The organism is Acinetobacter sp. ANC 4218 (genome assembly GCF_002135245.1).
Classification (GTDB): domain Bacteria; phylum Pseudomonadota; class Gammaproteobacteria; order Pseudomonadales; family Moraxellaceae; genus Acinetobacter.
In genome coordinates this window covers 13,186-36,130 of sequence record NZ_NEGD01000005.1, presented here as the reverse complement: position 1 = coordinate 36,130, position 22,945 = coordinate 13,186, and the positions used below count along the sequence as shown (strand labels likewise).

16 protein-coding genes are annotated in these 22,945 nt (G+C 43.1%); 7 read left to right on the top strand and 9 right to left on the bottom strand.

Annotation, left to right across the window (positions count from 1 at the left end):
* Positions 1-70 precede the first annotated feature (70 nt).
* Positions 71-3,760: a methionine synthase gene (gene metH, locus B9T38_RS06120; RefSeq protein ID WP_086195948.1), complete on the bottom strand. Its 3,690-nt coding sequence runs from the start codon at positions 3,758-3,760 to the stop codon at positions 71-73.
* Positions 3,761-4,228: 468 nt separating this feature from the next.
* Between metH and B9T38_RS06115 the strand changes: the two genes are divergently transcribed.
* Positions 4,229-5,848: an inorganic phosphate transporter gene (locus B9T38_RS06115; protein WP_086195947.1), complete on the top strand. Its 1,620-nt coding sequence runs from the start codon at positions 4,229-4,231 to the stop codon at positions 5,846-5,848.
* Positions 5,849-6,169: 321 nt separating this feature from the next.
* Here the strand turns inward: B9T38_RS06115 and B9T38_RS06110 are convergent, their stop codons facing one another.
* The gene (locus B9T38_RS06110) at positions 6,170-7,720 is read right to left on the bottom strand and encodes a hypothetical protein (protein WP_086195946.1); all 1,551 of its coding nucleotides are present in this window, start codon (positions 7,718-7,720) and stop codon (positions 6,170-6,172) included.
* 232 nt (positions 7,721-7,952) lie between these two features.
* Entirely contained in the window at positions 7,953-8,570 is a 618-nt protein-coding gene (locus B9T38_RS06105) for a rhomboid family intramembrane serine protease (protein WP_086195945.1), read from the bottom strand.
* A 158-nt stretch (positions 8,571-8,728) separates the two neighbouring features.
* On the opposite strand from B9T38_RS06105, the gene nfuA reads away from it, so the two are divergent.
* Complete coding sequence (gene nfuA / locus B9T38_RS06100) at positions 8,729-9,367, top strand: Fe-S biogenesis protein NfuA (RefSeq protein ID WP_086195944.1); 639 nt, start codon at positions 8,729-8,731, stop codon at positions 9,365-9,367.
* Between the two features lie 101 nt (positions 9,368-9,468).
* Here the strand turns inward: nfuA and B9T38_RS06095 are convergent, their stop codons facing one another.
* Together B9T38_RS06095 and B9T38_RS06090 are read right to left on the bottom strand one after the other, a co-directional pair.
* Entirely contained in the window at positions 9,469-10,476 is a 1,008-nt protein-coding gene (locus tag B9T38_RS06095; RefSeq protein ID WP_086195943.1) for a hypothetical protein, read from the bottom strand.
* Positions 10,477-10,491: 15 nt separating this feature from the next.
* A complete protein-coding gene (locus tag B9T38_RS06090; protein ID WP_251992215.1) occupies positions 10,492-11,445 on the bottom strand; it encodes an alpha/beta fold hydrolase in 954 nt (317 codons plus the stop codon).
* Between the two features lie 384 nt (positions 11,446-11,829).
* Here B9T38_RS06090 and B9T38_RS06085 point away from each other — a divergent pair, with 384 nt between their 5' ends.
* Positions 11,830-12,444, top strand: coding sequence for a carbonic anhydrase (locus B9T38_RS06085; protein ID WP_086195941.1), 615 nt, complete (start codon positions 11,830-11,832; stop codon positions 12,442-12,444).
* A gap of 35 nt (positions 12,445-12,479) precedes the next feature.
* Here B9T38_RS06085 and B9T38_RS06080 read toward each other — a convergent pair whose 3' ends face one another.
* Positions 12,480-13,064, bottom strand: coding sequence for an arylesterase (locus tag B9T38_RS06080; RefSeq protein WP_502687112.1), 585 nt, complete (start codon positions 13,062-13,064; stop codon positions 12,480-12,482).
* A 56-nt stretch (positions 13,065-13,120) separates the two neighbouring features.
* On the opposite strand from B9T38_RS06080, the gene B9T38_RS06075 reads away from it, so the two are divergent.
* Both B9T38_RS06075 and B9T38_RS06070 read left to right on the top strand, forming a co-directional pair.
* Positions 13,121-13,849, top strand: a complete 729-nt coding sequence (locus tag B9T38_RS06075; RefSeq protein WP_086195939.1) for an ABC transporter ATP-binding protein — start codon at positions 13,121-13,123, stop codon at positions 13,847-13,849.
* Position 13,850: 1 nt separating this feature from the next.
* Positions 13,851-16,331, top strand: a complete 2,481-nt coding sequence (locus tag B9T38_RS06070) for an ABC transporter permease (RefSeq protein ID WP_086195938.1) — start codon at positions 13,851-13,853, stop codon at positions 16,329-16,331.
* Between the two features lie 33 nt (positions 16,332-16,364).
* On the opposite strand, the gene B9T38_RS06065 is transcribed toward B9T38_RS06070, so the two are convergent.
* Positions 16,365-17,177: a rhomboid family intramembrane serine protease gene (locus B9T38_RS06065; protein ID WP_086195937.1), complete on the bottom strand. Its 813-nt coding sequence runs from the start codon at positions 17,175-17,177 to the stop codon at positions 16,365-16,367.
* 79 nt (positions 17,178-17,256) lie between these two features.
* Between B9T38_RS06065 and mtgA the strand changes: the two genes are divergently transcribed.
* Positions 17,257-17,931 carry a monofunctional biosynthetic peptidoglycan transglycosylase gene (gene mtgA / locus B9T38_RS06060; protein WP_086195936.1) on the top strand — a complete coding sequence of 225 codons (675 nt, stop codon included), beginning with the start codon at positions 17,257-17,259 and terminating at the stop codon, positions 17,929-17,931.
* 116 nt (positions 17,932-18,047) lie between these two features.
* A complete protein-coding gene (ppk1, locus tag B9T38_RS06055; RefSeq protein ID WP_086195935.1) occupies positions 18,048-20,129 on the top strand; it encodes a polyphosphate kinase 1 in 2,082 nt (693 codons plus the stop codon).
* Positions 20,130-21,044: 915 nt separating this feature from the next.
* On the opposite strand, the gene oxyR is transcribed toward ppk1, so the two are convergent.
* Entirely contained in the window at positions 21,045-21,950 is a 906-nt protein-coding gene (gene oxyR, locus B9T38_RS06050; RefSeq protein ID WP_086195934.1) for a LysR family transcriptional regulator OxyR, read from the bottom strand.
* A gap of 6 nt (positions 21,951-21,956) precedes the next feature.
* Positions 21,957-22,901 carry an esterase EstB gene (gene estB / locus B9T38_RS06045; protein WP_086195933.1) on the bottom strand — a complete coding sequence of 315 codons (945 nt, stop codon included), beginning with the start codon at positions 22,899-22,901 and terminating at the stop codon, positions 21,957-21,959.
* Between the last annotated feature and the right edge of the window lie 44 nt (positions 22,902-22,945).

The window sequence follows — 22,945 nt, the reverse complement described above, 5'->3', positions numbered from 1 at the left end:
TAGGGGTGATTACCAAATAAAAAAATCCCCTCAAGTGAGGGGATTTTTCTTTTCTAGCTTACGAAGATTCTTAAACCACCGAATCATCCAAATTAGGCGCTAACCAGCGTTTTGCCTCATCCAAAGTCCAGCCTTTACGTTTCGCATAATCCTCAAGCTGGTCGCCTGCGATTTTACCCACGTTAAAGTATTGCGACTCAGGGTTCGCATAGTAGAAACCGCTGACAGATGAAGGTGGCCACATTGCAAAGCTAGAGGTTAAGAATGTGCCAATCTTATCGGTCGAACCTAACCAGTCAAACAACGGCGCTTTTTCAGAGTGCTCAGGACATGCAGGATAACCCGGTGCAGGACGGATACCGACATACTTCTCTTTAATCAACTCGTCATTCGACAACTGTTCAGATGCCTGATTGCCCCAGAACTCTTTACGAATACGTTCATGTAAATGCTCTGCAAAAGCTTCAGCAAAACGGTCACCTAAAGATTGCACCAGAATTGCTGAGTAGTCATCGCCTTTGGCTTTAAATTCATTGGCCAGTTCTTCCGCACCGAAAATCGAAACAGTGAAGCCACCTAAATAATCTTTAGCCACGGCTTTAGGTGCAACAAAGTCTGCCAAAGACAAGTTTGGTTTGCCAGTGACTTTGTCCGACTGCTGACGGATATGCTGGAAAGTATGCGTAACAGTCGCACCAGTTTCGTCATAGACTTCAACCGAATCTGCACCTGAACGGTTGGCAGGATAAATGCCAAATACCGCGCGTGCATCGAAACGTTTATTTTCGATGATATCTTTCAGCATTGCCTGCGCCTGATTGTACAAGTCAGTCGCCGCTTCACCCACCACTTCATCTTTAAGGATGGCAGGGAACTTACCTGCCAGACTCCACGAAATAAAGAACGGTGTCCAGTCAAAATATTCAACCAAAGTTTCCAGAGGATAATGGGTCAGTGTTTGTGTACCAATGAAGTTTGGTTTCACAGGTGCATTGGCTGAAAAGTCAATTTTCAAGCCATTTTCAACTGATTCAGCATAAGACAGTTTCGCAGCTTTCGGCTGTTTGTTAGCAATACGTTCACGCACTTTTTCATATTCAGCACGGGTTTCTGCCACAAAGGCAGGTTTCATCTCTTTAGACAGCAGGGTGGTTGCTACACCCACCGCACGTGAAGCATCAGCTACGTAAATGACGGCATCATTTGAATATTGCGGATCAATTTTCACCGCTGTATGCGCTTTCGATGTGGTTGCACCACCAATCATCAGCGGTACATTGAAACCTTTACGCTGCATTTCTTTGGCAACGAAGACCATTTCATCCAAAGACGGGGTAATCAGGCCAGAAAGACCGATAATATCAACCTTCTCGTCAATTGCCGTTTGCAGAATCTTCTCGCACGGTACCATCACACCAAGGTCGATAATGTCATAACCGTTACAGCCCAATACCACGCCAACAATGTTCTTGCCGATATCGTGCACATCGCCTTTTACGGTCGCCATCAACACTTTACCTTTAGATTCACCGCCAGATTTTTCTGCTTCGATGTACGGGTTCAACCAGGCTACGGCTTGTTTCATCACGCGGGCAGATTTCACCACTTGCGGCAGGAACATTTTCCCTGAACCGAACAGGTCACCGACCACGTTCATGCCGTCCATCAGTGGACCTTCAATCACATCCAGTGGACGTTTTGATTTTAAACGCGCTTCTTCGGTATCTTCATCAATAAAGGTGGTAATACCTTTGACCAGTGCATATTCAAGGCGCTTTTCAACTGACTCGTTACGCCATTCAAGGTTTTCAACAGCTTTTTGTGCACCGGCCTGACCGCGATATTGTTCAGCCACTTCAAGCAGCTTTTCAGTCGCTTCCTGACCGCTTTCACCCTGGTTCTGGTTCAGGATCACATCTTCAACTGCAGCTTTCAATTCGGCAGGGATGTCATCGTAAATTGCCATTTGACCAGCGTTTACGATCCCCATGGTCATGCCTTGCTTGATGGCATGGTAAAGGAATACCGAGTGAATCGCTTCACGAACAGGCTCGTTACCACGGAATGAGAACGATACGTTCGATACACCGCCGGAAATCATGGCATGCGGAAGGTTCTGTTTAATCCAGCCAGTCGCTTCAATGAAGTCCACCGCGTAGTTATTGTGTTCTTCAATACCGGTGGCTACCGCAAACACGTTCGGGTCAAAGATGATATCTTCAGCCGGGAAGCCGACTTCATTGACCAAGACATCATAGGAACGCTTACAGATTTCACGTTTACGTGCGGCAGTATCGGCCTGGCCATCTTCGTCAAATGCCATCACGATCACGGCTGCACCATACTGACGGCAAAGGCGTGCTTTATGGACAAACTCGTCATAACCTTCTTTCAGTGAAATCGAGTTGACGACCGGTTTGCCTTGTGCGCATTTCAAGCCCGCTTCAATGATTTCCCATTTAGATGAGTCAATCATGATTGGTACACGTGAAATTTCAGGTTCAGATGCGACCAGATTCAGGAAGTGCACCATTGCACCCTGTGAATCGAGCATGCCTTCATCCATGTTGATGTCGATGATTTGCGCACCGGCTTCAACCTGTTGCTGTGCAACTTCTAAAGCTTCGGCAAAGTTTTCTTCACGAATCAAACGCAGGAATTTTTTCGAACCGGTGACGTTGGTACGTTCACCGACGTTGACGAATAAGGATTCTTCTGTGATGTTAAATGGTTCTAAACCGCTTAAACGGCAAGCTGGTTTGGTTTCAGGCACTTGACGTGGCTTGATGTCTTTTACCGCATTGGCAATGGCACGGATATGATCCGGTGTGGTACCGCAGCAGCCGCCAGTAATGTTGATTAAACCGCTTTCGGCAAATTCTTTCAGGAAGGCAGCAGTTTGTTCCGGAGTCTCATCATAACCACCGAAGGCATTTGGCAAGCCTGCGTTTGGATGGGCAGATACGAATACATCGGCAACGTCAGACACCGTTTTTACGTGTGGACGCATGGCATCTGCACCCAGAGCACAGTTAAAGCCAATTGATAACAAATCACCGTGACGAACCGAGTTCCAGAATGCTTCTGCAGTTTGGCCTGTTAATGTACGGCCTGAAGCATCGGTAATCGTGCCTGAAATCATCAATGGCAATTCATAGCCAATCTGGTTAAAGACTTCTTTTACTGCAAAGATCGCCGCTTTACAGTTCAAGGTATCGAATACGGTTTCAATCAGCAGAATATCTGCACCGCCTTCAATCAGCGCATGCGCCGCTTCGATATAGTTTTCTTTTAATTCATCAAAGGTGATGTTACGGAAAGCAGGGTCATTTACATTCGGTGAAATCGAACAGGTACGCGATGTCGGCCCAAGTACACCGGCAACAAAACGCGGTTTGTCTGGGGTTGAATATTTTTGGCAGGCTTCTTTGGCAATACGTGCCGCTTCACGGTTAATTTCCGGAACCAGATCTTCCATGTGGTAATCCGACATAGAAACACGTGTACCGTTGAAACTGTTGGTTTCAATAATGTCGGCACCCGCTTCCAGATAAGCTTCGTGAATACCCTGGATAATGTGCGGCTGGGTCAACACCAAAAGGTCATTGTTGCCTTTCAGGTCAGATGCCCAGTCAGCAAAATGCTCACCACGGTAGTCAGCTTCTTCGAGTTTGTGACGCTGAATCATGGTGCCCATCGCACCGTCGATAATCAGAATCCGTTGAGCGAGCAGCTCTTTTAGGGTGGCAAGCGTGGACATAAATAACCCCAATCCGGTGGAATATAAAATCGGCAAATATATTAACAGAATTCAATCCAGTTTTATTGATATTCGCAGGTCAGGGGCACGCACTATATATTAGGTTGTTGAATAATTAGACATATTTGTTGCCAAGTATATTTAATATAAATGCTTGGAATGCTTCACGAATTTGTCATATTAATCAGGCATGATGGAAAATGAGCAATAGGCAGGAGCAAATATGACAATAAATATGAATTTATATCAGATAAGCTGAAACATTGATTTTCAAAATAAATAACAGTGAATTATGTGTTCTAACCAATTGATTTATTTTATTAAAGTGAAATAATTTGATGGGTTTTAGTGAGTGCATAACAGTAAATAAAGTATGAAAAACTGCTTTATATGACAGCTCTTTGTCATATAATTGTCACAATTAAATTGAACAATAAGGGGATTTTATTATCCCTTTGAACCGTCTGCATGAATTCTAATATTCCTCCCGTCCAAGATCAGGTGCCATCAGCACCAGCGAAATCGACGAATGTGCATGTTGCTACACCGAAATTTTTTATGCCGGTGTTTCTCACGGTTATTATTTCAACTTTAGTGTATATCGGTTTTCAGCTTTCGACCGATTTGGCGCATGTGCCAGCATTAAGTTTATATTCCGTTATTCTTTTGGCGACTGCTTTATTAATTGCTTTAGGCTTTGAATTTGTTAATGGTTTTCATGACACGGCCAACGCAGTCGCAACTGTTATTTATACCAATGCCTTATCTGCACCTGTAGCTGTCATGTGGGCAGGCTTCTGTAACTTCCTAGGGGTAATGGTGGCAAGTGGTGCTGTTGCTTACGGCATTATTGCTTTATTACCTGTAGAGCTGATTATGAATGTCGGTTCAGGCGCAGGCTTTGCCATGGTTTTTGCCATGCTGATTGCTGCGATTCTCTGGAATTTGGGTACCTGGTTCATGGGTATTCCGGCATCAAGCTCACATACTCTAATCGGTTCGATTTTAGGTGTGGGTATTATGAACTACCTGCTTCATTCAGGCGCTGGCGCAAGCGGCATAGATATGGAACAGGTGATGAAAGTAGGTAAAGCACTGCTGTTTTCTCCGCTGATTGGTTTTGCTTTTGCTGCTGTCCTGTTTTTACTGGTGAAAAAAATCTTCCGTAAACAGTTAGAGCTTTTTCATCCGCCTGAAGGTAACAAGCCGCCGCCACCTTTAATTCGTGCGATTTTGATTTTCACCTGTACTGGTGTGAGTTTCGCGCATGGTTCAAATGACGGTCAAAAGGGCATGGGCTTGATTATGCTGATTTTGATTGGTTGTGTGCCCTTGGCTTATTCTTTAAATAAGAATTTAGACAGTGCACATATTCAGTCTTTTGAGCAATTGTCTCAGCAAACGGCTACTGCTATTTATCCGCAGCATGAAAATATTACGGATGCTCAGGCACGTGCTGTCATTACCAAATATATTCAAACCAAAGAAGTGAACCCTGAAGTGGTTCCTGCTTTAGCAAGCTTGACAGATCATTTGGGCGAACGTGTTGCCAAATATGATGATATTCACACTATTCCAGAGGCTGAAGTTTCTGCGATCCGCAATGATATGTATCTCAGCACGACTGCATTTAAGCGTTTAGATAAAGCTGAGCAGCTTCCTGTAATGTCAAAAGATCAAAGCAAGTTAGTTAAAGAATATCGTAAAAACCTGGATTCATTCCTTCAGTACATTCCAACCTGGGTGAAAGTGGCTGTTGCCTTGGCATTAGGTTTGGGTACGATGGTGGGCTGGAAACGTATTGTGGTCACTGTAGGTGAACGTATTGGTAAAAACCATATGACTTATGGTCAAGGCATGTCAGCTGAACTTGTTGCGATGACTACTATTGCTGCAGCAGATGGTTTTGGTATGCCTGTATCGACAACACACGTTTTGAACAGTGCAGTTGCAGGTACCATGGTAGCCAATAAATCAGGTTTGAATTTGCAAATGGTGCGTACGATTTTATCGGCATGGGTCTTCACTTTACCAGCGACCATTTGTTTATCTGGTGGTTTGTACTGGCTATTCTTACAGTTCGTTTAAGACTTCTGTTAGAAACAAAAAACGCTGCAATTGGCAGCGTTTTTTGTTTCTAATGAATACTTGGTTTAAAAAAATAAACTCTTTCTGGATGAGCAGAACTAATCATCTTTTAAAAAGAGAGAAATTCCTCCTCCCTTTGGGATGAGGAATATATTCCGTAAGAGGTGGAGGGTTTTATTAATATATGTACCTTTTAGTACAGTAAAAAATGACTTCTCTCTTGCGTACTCAGAATATATTCTGAGGATACTCATCTCTTAGAAGGAGAGTGACTAAAACGAGAGGACAATAAAAATATTCATCAAGAGAGAAAATCCACCCTTATTTCTTAAATTTGCCTAACACTCGCTTAATCGGAAATTTTTCGTTGGCAAAGCCATACAGTGCGGCAAAAGGCAGAGCAGTGCGGGCCAAATAAGGCACACGCCACAATCCGCCATGGTTCGCGCCTTTCATCATCAGTTCCAGCGGATGATCCAGATGGGTTTCTGGATTGGCAACCGACTCTGGATGACGCAGGTCATAAATCCATAAGGCAGCCATTAAAGCATTGGTGGTTTCAGGGTGAAAGGATTCAACATCAAACAGGCTGGCACCATTGAAGGCTGCTTTCAATAACGGATTTTTGGTCACTGAATGGGTCGTGGTAGACGGCGCAATATTGATACTGACCCGTTGTCCATAATGACGCGCCAGTGTTGCACGCCACTGCTGGATCCGTTTGGCCAAAGCATAGTTTGGGCCTTGCTCGACCACCAGACAGTCCGCAATGCCATATTCCTGACCATTGTCCGACGGAATGAGCATATGTAGATTCTGCTGGAAAAAGCGCTTGGCGGTAACGGCTGAAATACCTTTACTCATAAGCTGCCGGACTTTGGAGCGACATTGGAACTTGTCATAAGATGCTTCAACGACTTCCTTCGGAATGGCATAGACATCGGTTGGCGTGCACATGAACATCAAACTGGTATCCGATTTTTGCTCACTGACATATTCCATGATGCTGTCCATGGCCATGGCAACACGGACATGCTTTTCACCATCGAGATAGGCAATGGCAGCCAGGTCAAGCTGACGTTCACTTTGGCTTAACCAATGGGCAATTTCAGGGGTTTGGGTGAGCAAGTCTGCGCCTAATTTTTCTTTCAGCACTGTGCTTGAGGTATCTTCTGCCAGTTTTTCCGTGCAAGGTGCATAAAGTGTGGCGTTGCCTTGCTGAATGGTATTGAGGATTCTGTCCCACACCCGGGTATTGGGTAAATCTACTGCGACAATATTGGCTTTCCAGCGTGCCAGCCAGGTCAGCGGACCGGCTTCAGACCCTGCACCAAATAGCACCATGGTACGGTCAGAAAGATCAAACCATTCCGGATGTGCCTGTGCTGTACGCAAGGCATCGGCATGGCTGCATTCGATAATGCCTGCATCTTGCCAGATCTGGATTTGATCCAGTAAAGCCTGGCCTTGTAATTTTTGCCCTTTATAAGGGACATACCATTCTGGTGCAGCATCACTTTCACCTTTGAGCTGAATGGTATACAAGGTGGCGGTATCAACATCTTTCATGATGTCTTTCAATAAATAGCGTTGACCATCACGATAAAAGTCAAAGCTATGATGGGCTTTATGCAAGCCTTGTTTGGCAATGGTAATAGAGTTGTTGATGGTGTGAATGCCTTGTTCCACCAAGGCCTTGAAGTAAATCGGATAGTTCTTGCGCCAATTTTTTTCGGCAAGTGCATACATCGATGACTTGTTGTCGACTATAGACAGGGCTTCAGCAATAATTTCTTTGCCTGTTTGTGAGGTACTGGCCTTTTTGCTGGTGGGATTAATCGGGAATTGAAGACCATTTAATGAAGTGGACATGCAAAAGATCTCTTTTTTTTGCGCATTAATATACAGATGTCTACATTATCTATGCCAAATTGATTTGAGGGGTAGCATTTAATGACAAAATTATGTAAATATTCTTTTAGCAATAAACAATAAAAAAGGAGCATTGTGCTCCTGAATAGTTAAATGTCAGCAATCGCCTTATTGGGCAAACCTGCAATTTTTTAAGCATATATGCAGGGTGATTCTATCCTTCTCAGTATCCTTAAAAAGGAAATTGCATCAATTTATTCAAAAAGTGGCCAATAAGCCGTGGTTCAATAATGATGGTCATGATTACTCCATAAGCCGCGCCCCATAAATGTGCACTATGGTTGATATTGGAATTGCCGCGTTTACCTGACCAGATGCTATAAGCGACATACAGCACGGCAAAAATAATCGCCGGTACGGGAATAAAAAACACAAAGATCAATTTCCACGGTTCAAATAAAATATAGGCAAACAGGACCGCAGACACTGCCCCAGAGGCACCCAAGCTGGCCCAGCGATGATCATTTTTATGTTCTAAATAACTTGGAATAATTGCTGCAATCAGCCCGCCCAAATAAAACAGCACAAAGCCCAAATCATACATATATTGCCGATAAAAACTTTCAATCACGCTGCCAAAAAAGAACAGGGTAATCATGTTGAATAACAGGTGAGTCCCATCTGCATGCACAAAACCATGGGTAATAAAACGATCATATTGTCCACGCTGCATCGCGGGTGGCCAGAAAATGAGTCGGCTCATGACTTTCTGGTTTGAAAACGCAATCAGCGAGATAATAACGGTAATAAGAATCAGCGTAACGGTATGGTTAAAAGGTAAATCCAACATAAAAGCAAGTTCTACATTTCAAAATTTATCGTTCATAATGCCATTAAATGGCAGCTTAAGTGGAACTTTCACAATAAATCCGACAATTTTAGTTGAATTTATGAAATTACCCCACATCTTCAGTTAAAATGGACACTTCAGCTTGAGGAAAAATTGTTATGTCGACTGAGAACACCAGCACTGCAGTTGTAGAAGAGATTCCAAACTTATTGATTACTCCGACTGCTCAAGAGTATTTAAAGGATTTGTTAGAAAAGCAAAACACACCTGGCATTGGGGTGCGTGTTTTTGTGGAAAATCCTGGTACGCCACGTGCTGAATGTTGCATGGCATATAGTGCACCTGACGAAGTTGTGCCAACCGACTATAAACAGGATTACCCGGATTTCCCGGCATTTATTGATACTCCGTCAATTCCGTATTTGCTGGATGCTGTGATTGATTACAATAAAGACCGTTTTGGCGGTCAATTAACCTTCCGTGCACCTAATTCAAAAGTACCACGTGTCGGTCCGGATGCATCGGTAGAAGAACGTATCACTTATGTACTTCAGTCCGAAATTAACCCGGGACTTGCAGGACATGGCGGTAACTGTGCATTGGTTGAAGTGGTTGAAGATGAAGAGCACGGTTTAACTGCAGTACTGAAATTTGGTGGTGGCTGCCAGGGTTGTTCATCAATTGATTTAACGTTAAAACAGGGTGTAGAAACCACCTTGAAACAGCATGTTCCTGAATTGATGCGTGTGGTTGACCAAACCGACCACAGCAACACCGAAGGTGCTTATTTCAAATAAGACCGAATAATTTCAAAAAATAACCTCCATTCCGGAGGTTATTTTTTATATGGGGGATAAGAAAGCCACATCATGCGACTTTTTTATTTATATAGTTCTTATTAAGCATCAGGATTTAAAATTTTCTGTGCAGTTTCGGCATAATAAAATTTCTCTAAATAGGCTCTGGCACGTTCACGTAGATAGACAGATGAAACCAGTTTTTGCACGACAGGTGCCAGCAACTGCTGCAATTCGTGTTGAATCAGGGCTTCATCAATATTCAGGTCTCGCAGTAATAAATCAAAAGGGCGTTCCTGATTGCGGATATACCAGGCATAGACACCATCGTGAATCTGCTGTTTCAGGTAATCCGTTTGACGGATGTGATCCCAGATTTCATGGCCTAAATTCACCGTGTTACCGAGATCTTGAACTTCAATATAATTTTTCAGTACCGTTAACGGCATATCCTTGACTTTATGCCAAAGGTTGGCCTGGAAATGATAGAGCTTTTCGTTATCAAAGTGCTGATTCAGAACATGTTCACTCATTTGGCTCAGTTTTAAAATATTCTTTTGCAAATAATGTGCAATGGTTTCATCCAGATTTGAATCGGTCACGGTTTCTAACACCGATTTGCCCATTTTCATAAAACGCGACACGCCAGGCACCCGTTTGGCCATGACTGAATTATCCAGATAGTCTTGAATGGAGTGCTGAATGAGCTGGGTAATCATGGCGGAAAAAGCAGGATTATTGACCACCTTTTTAATCAAGCGTTGACGGTGATCACTTTTGCCCGCGACATATTGGGCAATTTTGTCGATGGTTAAAACCGGAATGACATCCGCGATTTTAGTATCTTCATTAAGCGGATGAACCAAGGCAAAATGCAGATGCTCAGCGATTTGTTCAATCAAAAAGCTACTCGCTGGCGTGGCTAAAATCTGCTTTTGCAAAAGTGCATTAATTTGCTCAAAGGACCAGATCTGTTGCAGTGGCTGTTTTCTAAACCATTGATAAAAATTCAGGAATTCGGTTTCAATCGTGGCAGTATGTGAAAACTCTTGTTCTAAAAAGTCAAGATGAGCTTCAATTAACTGCTCAATCATCGGATGTTTTTGCATACTGTCTCGAAAAAATTAATTTAATGGAATAAGTTTATCCGCAAGCGGGTTTTTCATCTTCTGGGTTTTGGCAAGAAAAGGTAAATAATGTGCTGCCACTTCCTGCTCTGCTTCCAAAATTGGCATATGTCCCACATTGTTAAGAATGACAGGAGCCTCGGCGCGTTTCAATAACGATTTTAATTCATTTGCCACTTCGACATTAATAATCTTGTCCTGTTTACCCCAAAGAATCAGGGTAGGTGCTTCCACCGTTCGAGTCAGACGGGCAAAGGATTCTGGCGTATAAATGCGGTTTAGTGCCACCAGCTGATCAATCAGTTTGCCATTCTTTGCTGCCTGAGTAATCAGGTAGTTCTCTTGGGCAGATTTTACGGCCTTAGGTAAGCTGGGTGGATTTTGCATGACCCGATGCATCACCTGTTCAAGATCGCCAGGTTTGGACACAATCAGCTGTTTCAGGGTCAGCGGATCTTTAGAATAACGGGTATTGGCCTGGGTATAAATACCGGCGCTATTGAGCAGAAACAGGCTTTGCGTATCAAACGGATATTGTGATGCATACACAGTGGCAATCGATCCACCCAGGGAATGTCCGGCCACATTCAACTTATCTTCGACATCAATGGCTTCGACAAAACGACGCAAGTTTTCTGTTACATTGGGTACAGAAGCATCAAAATTTTCAGGTGTTCTGGTTTCACCATTATTGGGTAAGTCGGGAATCACCACATGATAGTAAGGCGTTAAAAAATGAGCCACCCGATTCCAGTTGTCGCGATTTCCGGCTAAACCATGAATGAGCAGAATGGTCGGTTTTTGCCGTGAACCCCCTTCATTATAGGCCCAGCTAATCTCACCGACTTTAATGGTTTTAGCTTTTAAACCCGCTTCACTGCGCTCCTGGATCAGATAGTTTTGTAAATTTATTTTTTCTATATTCACTTTATTGTTTTGAGCCATAGTCATGCCTGTAAAACAGCAGGCACTCACCAAACAGAGGTTGCGTACAAATCGAGCAAAATTTGAACCAGGCTGTGTCATTGACGATCATCCTTGAAGACTCATGACGATAATATTTATAAATCAGGAATAAAAATATTTAATTTCAGACAGCATTTAATTTTTTTAAAATGTCTGTAGTTTATTGTAAGTATTATTAAAGAAATGTCACTGAATTGTTTTTTGAACTCGGTAACCTGAAAGCTTTAAAAATGTGAACCGTGTCATTTTTTGAAGCTAAATAAAAATATTTTCTCAGGTCATTATAAACTGTAGAGCTATGTTTTTTGCAAGTGACTTTCGGTTTTGATGGCATTAAAATATTGCAACTTAAAACATTGGAAGACCAGCATGCTAACAGCAGAAGAAGCTTTGGATCGTTTAAAAAAAGGGAACCAGCGTTTTGTAAACGGTGAAACAACCCATTTGAAGCTTTTGACTCACCAACAGCGCGCAGAAATGGCCGAAAGCCAAGACCCATTTGCGATTGTTTTAGGCTGTTCAGATTCCCGCGTACCGGCTGAAATGGTATTTGATCAGGGGCTGGGTGATTTATTTGTTATTCGTGTAGCGGGTAATATTGTTGCGCCATCTCAAGTGGGAAGTGTCGAATTTGCAGCAGAAAGCTTTCATTGCCCTGTAGTGATCGTATTGGGTCATACGCATTGTGGTGCCATTCATTCCACCATTGATGCCTTGACCAATCCAGCAGCTCCCCCATCAGCAAACTTGATGTCTATTGTCAACCGCGTACGTCCTTCAGTTGAAATTTTAATGCAGACTGAACTTAAAGATGATCTGGATAAACTGTCTAAACATGCAGTACGTTCCAACGTTTTTGCATCTGTGAATCAGTTGCGTCACGGGTCTGCGGTATTGGAAAATCTAATTGTCCAAGGCAAATTAAAAGTAGTAGGTGCAGAGTATTCACTTGAAACGGGTGAAGTGGTTTTCTTTGATTTTTAAGTAAAAAGCAAAAAGCATGATTCATAAAAGGCGCTTTATAAAGCGCCTTTTATATAGGGATAAGCATTGTTCAACAAGATACTTTGGGCAGATGCATTGGGATGAACCAGATCGGTTTGCATCAGGTCTTTTTTGCCAGCAACCCCTTCTAAAAAGAACGGCAACAATTTTACCTTATGTTGTTGACTGACAATCTTATAATCTTTTTCAAAGGCTTTGCTATAAGCTGTTCCGTAATTGGGTGGGATTTTCATTCCAAAAACAATCACTTTTGCTTTTGCCTTTTGACTTTGCTGCACTAAAGTTGCCAGATTTTTTTGAATCAACAGCGGTGGCTGACCGCGCAAACCATCATTTCCGCCCAGTTCAATCACCACAATATGTGGCTTATGTGTTTGCAGCAATTTCGGTAAACGCGCCACAGCACCACTGGTGGTTTCACCGCTGACACTGGCATTGACCACTTTATGCTGTTTCGGATACTGTTGGTCTAGACGTTTCTGTAATAATGCTACCCAGCCTTGTCCTGCCTGTAGGCCATAACCTGCACTAATACTGTCACCCACAATCATAATGGTTTTCGCAGATGCCATGACCGGGCTAAGACCCAGACTGAGCATGGCCAGGCAAGCCCATACAAGAGTTTTCAGATTGCGATTTTGCATATAGGAATTTTATGACTTACGTTAATAGCGACCATTCCATCATGCCACAAGTGATTATCTCTGCACAGCAGCTTAGCCAAAAGATAAAATTTGCCCAAAAAGAGCTCAGCATCTTTGAAAATCTAAGCTTTGATATTTATCGTGGTGAACAGGTAGCGATTACCGGACGATCCGGCTCGGGTAAATCGACCTTGCTGGGTATTCTGGCCACGCTGGATCAGGCCAGTTCAGGAACATTGCAGGTATGTGGGCAATCGATTGGCGAATTGAATGAAGAACAGCGTGCGCTGGTGCGCTTAAAAAATATCGGTTTTGTGTTTCAGTCCTTTCAGCTGCTACCGCACTTAACGGCGGTGGAAAATGTCATGTTACCGCTACGCTTACAGCAAAATTTTAACTTTGCTGCAGCGGAAAAAAAGGCTTTAGCCTTACTGAAAAAAGTCGGCTTGGAACGTCAGGCCACCCAAACTCCCAAAGTCTTGTCTGGTGGTGAGCAGCAAAGGGTAGCGATTGCCCGTGCTTTAATCAGCGATCCACAAATTATTTTTGCCGATGAACCAACCGGTAATCTGGATGCGCAAACCGCCAATGAAATTGAACAACTGTTGTTTCAGCTGAATCGTGAGTTTGGCACCACGCTGGTGCTGGTCACTCATGATTCAACATTGGCCCAGCAATGCCAGCGTCATTTTGAGTTGCGTGATGGCCATTTGATCGAACATGGCTCGGGAGAGAACTGAAATGAATCGATTATTTCGGCCCTTGTTGACCCAGAGTTTTAAAAGTAGTGGTGTTTATCTGCTGATTATTGCCTTGACCCTGGCGATTAGTGCCACCACTGCGCTGAAATTTAGCAATGAACAGATTCAGAATGCCGTAGCCTTACAGGCAGCAGAAATGCTGGCAGCTGACCTGGTGCTGACCGACAATCAGCCACTGGAACAAAAGTGGCAGAATCAGGCCAGACAATTAAAACTGCAACAATCCCAAGTCACTGCATTCAGTTCAATGGCGCGTACCGATGATCAATTTGTCATGGTCAATGTCAAAGCCATCGATCAGGCATTTCCCTTACGCGGCGAGCTTCGGGTGTTGCCCCAGGCCCAAACCATCCAGCCCGGTGAGGTCTGGATGAGCCCACGTGCCATGGATTTATTGCATGTTAAATTGGGTGACCAAATCAATATTGCAGATGGCCAGTTTAAGATCACGGCAAAAATTGTGCATGATTCCAATCAGGAATTGGGTTTTTCCGGTTTTTCACCGACGGTGATGATTTCCGGTAGCGACGTCGCCAAAACCAATGCCATCCAGGTGGGTAGCCGTGCCGAGTATCGTTTGTTAATGGCGGGTGATTCCGAGCAAACCAAGCAGTTTGAACAAGATTTTAAGCAACAGCAGCACGCGACCTTGCCGAAAACAGCACACGATGCACCAATGCAGGATGAGCAAAATAGTCTCAGGTTAAGAAATGCCAGCGAAGGCAATACCCGTTTAATGAAACCGATTGCCAATCTGGATACCTTTCTGCAACTAAGCAATATCTTGACCATTTTGCTTTGCGGGATTGCGATTGCCCTGACTAGCCAGCGCTATGTGCAACAAAATCAGGACAATATTGCATTGATGCGTTGTATCGGTGCGACACGGGGACAGATTCTCAATGCCTATCTTGCCTTGCTGGCCGTGGTCTTGCTGGTCGCCATGCTGATTGGCAGTCTGGTGGGGGTAGCCTTAGGTTACGGTTTGCTGCAACTGATGCTGCAACTGATTCCAAATTTACAGATTGCATTTTCAGCAGGAGAGATGCTGCTAGGACCATTACCGATTGCCATGCTGACCAGCGCAGTGGTGCTATTGGGATTCATTGTGCCCAGCTTATGGCAATTGCTCAATACCCCGCCGATTCGGGTCATTCGCCAGCAGGAAAAGTCAGTACAATCCATGCTCTGGATGTTAATCATGGGCACAGCCAGCTTGGCCCTGTTCAGTATCGTATTGACAGAAAATCTCGTGCTCACCGCCTGGGTGATGGGGGCGATTGTATTGCTGTGTACGCTGCTCTATGTATTGATCTGGGGCTGTTTAAAGTTCATCAAAAACCTGAAAGGGGGGATTTCAGCCTATGTACGTGTGCCTTATCAAACCGCTTTTCAAATAACCGCTCTGGCACTGGGCCTGAGCCTGATGACGGTATTGACCGTGTTACGGACAGACTTGCTGGAACGTTGGCAACAGCAATTGCCGGAAGGCACACCGAATCAGTTTGTGTATGGTCTGCCACCGTTTGATATGCCAGCCTTCAAAGCTCAGATTAAGCAACATGGCTGGTCAAGTACGCCTTTATATCCCAATATTCGTGGCCGATTGGTGGCGAAGAATGATCAGCCCTTTGCAGCAGATCTGGTCAAAAGCAACAATTCTTTACGCCGTGAACTCAATTTAACCCAGACCACCGAATATCCTGCTGACAATATCATCGTACAGGGCACGGCAGCCTTGAAACATCCTGATGAGGTGTCAGTTGAAGCCAAAATTGCAGAGGAGTTGGGCATCAAAATCGGTGATCAGTTGACTTTCAGCCTGCCTGAAGGTCAGATTCAGGCCAAAGTAGTGAACTTGCGCAGTGTGGAATGGGAAAGCTTTAGTCCGAATTTTTTCTTTATTTTCGCCCCCAAAACTATGGATGAAAATGCGGGTAGCTATTTAGGCAGTTTTTATGTACCGGAACAGGATAAAAACCAGATGGTTGCGCTGATTCAGCAATTCTCTAACACCGTTTTTATTGATGTTAGCCAGATTCTGGATGAGGTCAAACGTCTGGTGAATGTCCTGGTACAAATTGTTACCATTCTGGCACTGTTGGTCAGTGTTTCGGGTATTCTGGTGTTAATAGCCTGTTTAAACCTGTTGATGGATGAGCGTAAACGTGAAGTGGCTTTACTACGTTCATTTGGCAGTTCCAAACAAAAGCTCAAGCAGATGATGACCCTAGAAATTGGTTTTATGGGATTCATGGCAGGAATCGTATCTTGCCTGTTTGCCGAAGTCATCAGTGCCATTGCCAGTTATAAAATGAATCTGCTGATTCAGCCCCATTGGCAAATCTGGCTGATTTTACCCATACTTATGACGCTACTGTGCGCGCTGATTGGACGTTATCGTTTGAGTTATCTGTGTGATATTCCGCCACTGCAAAGTTTACGTGAGATGAATCAATAGCAGATTCATCTTCAGTAGACAAAATTCTGGGCATTAAAAATGCAGTTGTGCCCGCATAGCGGCCAATATTTGCCGCCAGACTGGTTCCAGAATCTGCACTTTCTGCATGCAGTAAGCATACAGCAAATAACAACTGATGATGCCTACTGCCATGCCTACTACAAAAGCCAAATTGGGTTTATGTATTCTTTGTCCCACATACCAGATTGCTGTCAGCACCGCACCCATCAACATGCCGCCAATATGTGCGGCATTGTTAATTCCGGCGATGGTAAAGCCAATCAACAAATTGATGCCTATAATCATCAGCAGGCTTTTTTTATCTAGAATAAAACGTTGTTTCGGTAATAGGGGGAGTAGGGATAAAACAGTCAATGCACTGCCAATACCCATCACGGCACCCGATGCACCGGCACTGACGGTGGGAAGAAACTTAGGATCATTGCTTTGCAAGAGTGCAAAGGTATTCTGAATATCGATGAAACCACTGAGTAAACTGCCCATCAGACCGGCAAGAATATAAAGTCCCAGATAATAAAACCGGCCTAACAGCTGTTCAGCCACACTGCCAAAAATATACAGTGCCCACATGTTTAGCATTAAATGAATTAAGCCAAAATGAAAAAACATGCTTGTAAATAGGCGAGTGGGTTCCTCTAAAAAGGTTAAAGGTGCATAATCAGCACCCCAATGAATCGCATCGACCAGACTTGGAGTCGTAATATTGACTCCACTCAGGACTTGCCAGAGAAATAAACCGACATTGATGGCAATAAAAACTGCCGTCAGCCACCAAAGATGAACCTCGGGTTTAGTTCGAATGGGAGGGGGAGAAAGTTCGGCCATGCTATTCTTTTATAATCTTTGCTATATTCAGTATCCAGCTTAGCACGAAAAAAACAGATTTTTGGAGTAACTCACTGACATGAAAGCTTTTATTGTTCGTAGTTTGTTAATACTTGTCAGTCTGGTGCTTTTGGTTCAACTGTGGATTTTTTCAAGTTTGCTGTGGTGGCGCACCCATCCGGTGGATACCACCATGATGATGCGTCTGGATTATTGGTCCGAACCTTCGAAACCGATTAAACATGAGTGGCGTGATTATGATCAGATCAGTGATTATATGAAACATGCCGTGGTTGCTGCGGAAGATGGAAAGTTTTTGCAGCATAAAGGTTTCGACTGGGAAGGCATGCAATTCGCCCTGGAACGCAACAAAGACAAGGGTAAGGTGGTAGCAGGTGGTTCAACCATTTCCCAGCAACTGGCCAAAAACCTGTTTTTATACAATAAGCGTTCCTTCCTGCGTAAAGGACAGGAAGCGGTTGCCACTTGGATGATGGAACGCATGTGGTCAAAAGAACGTATTCTGGAAGTCTACCTCAACTCGGTAGAATTTGGCGACAATATCTATGGCATAGAAGCCGCCACCCAGCATTATTTTGGCAAAAGTGCGCAAAGCCTGAGTCGTGAACAGGCGGCATTCTTAGCAGCCATTTTACCTAACCCTAAATATTACCAAGATCATCAACATGATAAAAAATTACAATATCGTAAACGCATGATTCAAAAATATATGCGTTATAGCCATATTCCCTAATTTAGGATTTATTTTCAAAAAGCCTGGTGATTTGGGCTTTTTTTTATGAAATTGTCATAAATTTGAAGCATACTTATGAAGATACGGACTACTTTCGAATAATCATAGGTTAGGGTATGAATACGGCTGCTAATACGACTCCGGCGCAAATAGAATATACATATAATGATCGCTACATTAATCGTGAGCTTTCTATTCTCGACTTCCATTTGCGGGTATTGGAACAAGCGGTCGATCCTTTACATCCTTTGCTTGACCGGATGAATTTCCTACTGATTTTCTCGCGTAATCTGGACGAATTTTTTGAAATTCGCGTTGCCGGCGTGATGGAGCAACTGGACTTGGGCAATGAAAGCCGTAGTCCTGATGGTTTAACCCCTAAACAGGTGCTGGATATCATTTCCAAAACCACGCATGAGGCAATTGACCGCCAATACCGTATTTTAAATGAACAAATTTTGCCTAAACTGCGTGAAGAAGACATCTGTTTCTTGCGTCGCGGTGAATTAACCCCGGCACAGTCGGCTTGGATCAAAAAATATTTTCAGGAACAGGTGGCGCCGGTACTGACGCCAATCAGTCTTGATCCGGCACATCCATTTCCACGTCTGGTTAACAAAAGCCTCAACTTTATTGTGACCCTGGAAGGTAAAGATGCTTTTGGCCGTCAGATTGATCTGGCTGTAGTACCTGCACCACGTTCATTGCCGCGAGTGGTACGTTTACCGGATGAACTTACCGGAGGGAAAGAGCATCATGTGATGCTGTCTGCGATTATTCATGAGCATGTTTCAGACCTGTTCCCGGGCATGACGGCAACGGGTTGTTACCAGTTCCGTGTCACCCGAAATGCCGATTTAGCCTTAAATGAAGATGTAGAAGATCTGGCCAAAGCTCTAAAAGGGGAACTGAACTCGCGTCGTTTTGGCCGTGCGGTACGTCTGGAAGTGACTCATAATTGCCCGAAACATATCTATGACTATTTGCTGGATGAATTTGATCTGGAAGAAGAGCAACTGTATAAGGTCGATGGCCCGGTTAACTTGGCACGGTTATTGTCCAATTTTAAGCGTCCACATTTACGCTATGATTCACATACGCCTATTATTCCGAAAGTGCTGAGAAAATCTGAAAATATTTTTTCTGCCATGCAGAAACAGGATATTTTACTCCATCATCCGTTTGAATCTTTTGCCCCAGTCATTAACTTGTTACGTGAAGCAGCACGTGATCCACAAGTTTTAGCCATCAAGCAAACGCTATACCGAAGTGGTCCGGATTCTGAAATTGTTCAGGTCTTGGCGGAAGCTGCACGTAATGGCAAGGAAGTGACGGCAGTCATTGAACTCCGTGCCCGTTTTGATGAAGAATCCAATATTGAAGTGGCGAATGTACTGCAAGAAGCTGGAGCAGTCGTCGTGTATGGCATTGTGGGTTATAAAACCCATGCCAAAATGATTCTGGTGGTGCGCCGTGAAAACAATAAACTGGTGCGTTATGTACATTTAGGTACAGGTAACTACCATGCCGGCAATGCCCGTATTTATACCGACTATGGTTTGCTGACCACAGACAAAGAGCTTTGTGAAGATGTGCATCGTATTTTTCAGGAATTAACCGGTATGGGGAAAATGGCAAAACTGAAAAAGTTATTGCATGCACCTTTTACCTTGCATGCTCAGCTGATTAATTTTATTGATGATGAAATTGCCAATGCCAAAGCCGGTAAGCCTGCACAAATTATTGTCAAGGTGAATGCCTTAACGGAAATGCAACTGATCAATAAATTATATGAAGCATCGCAAGCCGGCGTACAAATTGATCTGATTATCCGTTCAATCTGCTGCCTGCGTCCCGGTTTGCCTGACCTGTCTGAAAATATTCGGGTACGTTCCATCGTTGGACGTTTCCTTGAACATACCCGTGTCTATTACTTCTTGAACGGAGGAGATAGCCGGATTTACTGTTCAAGTGCAGACTGGATGGATCGTAACCTGTTCAATCGTGTGGAAGCCTGTTTCCCGATTGAAGATGCGGCATTGAAAAAACGCATTTATCAGCAAGGTTTACTTAATTATTTAAAGGATAATCAGCAAGCTTGGTTACTGCAAAGTGATGGTACATGGTTACGTGCACAGGTTGCCGAAGGAGAAGCAGCACATAATGCACAGCGTATATTATTAGAGATGATTAAATAATCCACAATAGTGTCCCCATCTCAAATCAAGGAGTCTTTGGATTCCTTGATTTACTCATAAATTATTCCGGATCAATCATCCTAAATTTAAAAAATTAAGGTTCTACGCGGGCAATTTTTCTGTAGATATTTTTAATATTGCTTTTCTAATGGATGATTAAAAAAAGGGTTGATCTTCTATCATCATGATAGAAACGGCTAATAGCAGTTCACTCACAAGCTTGTACTCACAGTGGTGGTATATTTTATTTGGTTACTTGGTGATAAAAATAAACAAACAGCTATTCCTGAAACTGGTGAATTTATAAAATAAAAGTAAATTTAAGTCTCTGTATAGTAAAGAATATTTAGATATAAATTATTTTATTTCGACTTATTTGTGGTTGAGTTATTTTCTTGTGCAAAGTACAGGCATTCTTATAAATGATGAAAAATACCCAATTATAGGGATATGAAAAGTGATATTTAGCTTATAGCATAACAGTGCTTTTTGTTTGGGTTGATTCAACAATCCTATTTCAACTCCAAGGGCTACAATATTTCTATTACAATCAGAGTAATGGAAATATTTTGCCTTCCATGGCTTATCTGGGTGGATAAGCTATTTTTTTACCTTTCATTTTTAAATGAAACATAAAATACCTATTATCAAGTATATAAAGTAGTTGAATGGTTGCCTGGAATTGCTCACTTTTGATGGTGTTTGCAATTCAGAAGTGAGTAATTTATTGAATGTAGTTTTCTCTATTTATTCCTATGTATGAGAAGTTGTCCATTTGTTTTAATTAAGGTTTATCCGAGTGCTAAGCATTTTTTTATGAAAAAAATAAGGCATTTAATTAAAAAAAATGAGACTGCATACTTTACATTAAGCATAAAAAAAGGAGCAGTTGCTCCTTTTAATAGATTGAATCTTTTAATGAAGAGTCTGGGTGATTTTTTGCAAGATTTGCAACAGGACATCAAACTCGCTTTGCAATGGGGTACTTTTACGTGTCACTAGGGCAAGAGTACGGCTTGGCGCTGCCTCTATAGGTTTCACCACCAAGTCTGAATTGGCTTTAATCATATGGGTATGAATGGCAATTTCAGGAAGCAGGGTAAAGCCTAAGTCTGAACAAACCATTTCTATCAGTGTTGGTAATGAACTCGCTTTTAGGCGATGATCATTTTTGCGTTCACCAATTGGACAGGCACTTAACACATGGTTGCGTAAACAATGACCTTCTTCAAGTAATACTAAGCGCGATAAATCCAGATCATCCAAACTGCGGGCATTCTGCGCATTCTGATCCGCTTTATGGTAAACCAGATACAGATTTTCTTTTGCAATTTCTGCAACTTTTAAGCCACGTGTGTCAAAAGGCAATGCCAACACGATCATGTCCAAATTACCATGTTCGAGTTTTTCGACAATTTTTTCACTTTGTGCTTCGTGCAAGTGCAGCTGAATTTTAGGAAGTTGTTTATGCACTTCATCTAACAGTTGCGACAGAATAAAAGGTGCAATTGTGGGAATAATCCCTAAATGTAGATCACCTGTTAAAGGTTCGCTCATTTCACGACTTAAACGCATCAGGTCTTGGGCGTCTGCCAAAAGAACACGGGCTCGTGCAACAACCTGTTCGCCAAGCGGAGTTAAACGTACATTTTGGCGATCGCGTTCAACAAGGACTCCACCTAGCAAGCGCTCTAACTCCATGATCCCGCCAGACAAGGTTGACTGGGTCACAAATGAACGGCGCGCAGCTTCAGTAAAATGCAGCGTTTCAGACAGTGTAACGAGGTATGACAGCTGTCTTAAAGAGGGTAATGCAGCCATAGTGTCCTAATGTTTTGATTTAAAGTGATCAGCAAATAATCCGCTCAGATATGGAATAAAATGCGGTGGGATATCATGCCCCATTCCCTCAATTAATTCAAACTTAGCATCAGTAATTGCCTTTGCAACTGCTTTGCCATGACTCGGTGGCAATAAACGATCACGAGAGCCATGTACCACGAGGGTAGGTTGCTGAATTTGCTTACCCAATTGTAGCAAAGAACCTGTACATAATATTGCTAAAAACTGTTGAAGTACACCCGCTGGATAGTAACTTCGTTGATATAATTTGCGTGCTGTCTGAATAATTTCCAGTTGATTGATATATCCAGGTGAGCCAATAATGTTAAACACCTTCACGCTATGGTTCACAATGCCTTCTTCATCAGTCGATTCTGGTCTGCCAATCAGGCCAAACAGCTGTTTGGGAAAAGGCGGCGGTAACAGCGGCTGATTGTTACTGGTAAACATCAGGCCCAGATTACTGACTTTTTGTGGATGTTTTGCTGCCAAAATTTGTGCAATCATGCCCCCCATGGAAGCGCCAATGACCGAGACTTTTTCCAGTCCCAAACGGTCGATCAGTAGCGCTGCATCTTCCGCCATGTCATATAAGTTATAGGGCGCACCTTGATTTTGTAAGCCTAAGGCAAAACGTCCCATCAATTTCAATGTGTTGAGACGTGGACCAGAATGACGGATTTTGGAAGACAAGCCAATATCGCGGTTGTCAAAACGAATTACGCGATAACCTTGGTCAATCAGGGATTTGCAGAAAAAATCAGGCCAAAACAACATTTGCGCACCTAAACCCATAATCAGCATGATGGCAGGATGTTCCGGGTTTCCACCCATTTCCACATGAAGTTCAACGCCATTACCTAAATTGACTTTGGTTTCATGCATAAAAGATGTATAGGGAGAACCCGTAAAACTGAGTGCGCTATCCATTGTTATTTTCCTAAAAAAGGACATTTTGCTGAAAAAATGTCCTT

Bases quoted from the DNA above. Each gene is read 5' to 3' on its own strand.
- metH (WP_086195948.1), bottom strand. From the start codon at position 3,760: ATGTCCACGCTTGCCACCCTAAAAGAGCTGCTCGCTCAACGGATTCTG.
- B9T38_RS06115 (WP_086195947.1), top strand. From the start codon at position 4,229: ATGAATTCTAATATTCCTCCCGTCCAAGATCAGGTGCCATCAGCACCA.
- B9T38_RS06110 (WP_086195946.1), bottom strand. From the start codon at position 7,720: ATGTCCACTTCATTAAATGGTCTTCAATTCCCGATTAATCCCACCAGC.
- B9T38_RS06105 (WP_086195945.1), bottom strand. From the start codon at position 8,570: ATGTTGGATTTACCTTTTAACCATACCGTTACGCTGATTCTTATTACC.
- nfuA (WP_086195944.1), top strand. From the start codon at position 8,729: ATGTCGACTGAGAACACCAGCACTGCAGTTGTAGAAGAGATTCCAAAC.
- B9T38_RS06095 (WP_086195943.1), bottom strand. From the start codon at position 10,476: ATGCAAAAACATCCGATGATTGAGCAGTTAATTGAAGCTCATCTTGAC.
- B9T38_RS06090 (WP_251992215.1), bottom strand. From the start codon at position 11,445: ATGACTATGGCTCAAAACAATAAAGTGAATATAGAAAAAATAAATTTA.
- B9T38_RS06085 (WP_086195941.1), top strand. From the start codon at position 11,830: ATGCTAACAGCAGAAGAAGCTTTGGATCGTTTAAAAAAAGGGAACCAG.
- B9T38_RS06080 (WP_502687112.1), bottom strand. From the start codon at position 13,064: ATGCTCAGTCTGGGTCTTAGCCCGGTCATGGCATCTGCGAAAACCATT.
- B9T38_RS06075 (WP_086195939.1), top strand. From the start codon at position 13,121: ATGACTTACGTTAATAGCGACCATTCCATCATGCCACAAGTGATTATC.
- B9T38_RS06070 (WP_086195938.1), top strand. From the start codon at position 13,851: ATGAATCGATTATTTCGGCCCTTGTTGACCCAGAGTTTTAAAAGTAGT.
- B9T38_RS06065 (WP_086195937.1), bottom strand. From the start codon at position 17,177: ATGGCCGAACTTTCTCCCCCTCCCATTCGAACTAAACCCGAGGTTCAT.
- mtgA (WP_086195936.1), top strand. From the start codon at position 17,257: ATGAAAGCTTTTATTGTTCGTAGTTTGTTAATACTTGTCAGTCTGGTG.
- ppk1 (WP_086195935.1), top strand. From the start codon at position 18,048: ATGAATACGGCTGCTAATACGACTCCGGCGCAAATAGAATATACATAT.
- oxyR (WP_086195934.1), bottom strand. From the start codon at position 21,950: ATGGCTGCATTACCCTCTTTAAGACAGCTGTCATACCTCGTTACACTG.
- estB (WP_086195933.1), bottom strand. From the start codon at position 22,901: ATGGATAGCGCACTCAGTTTTACGGGTTCTCCCTATACATCTTTTATG.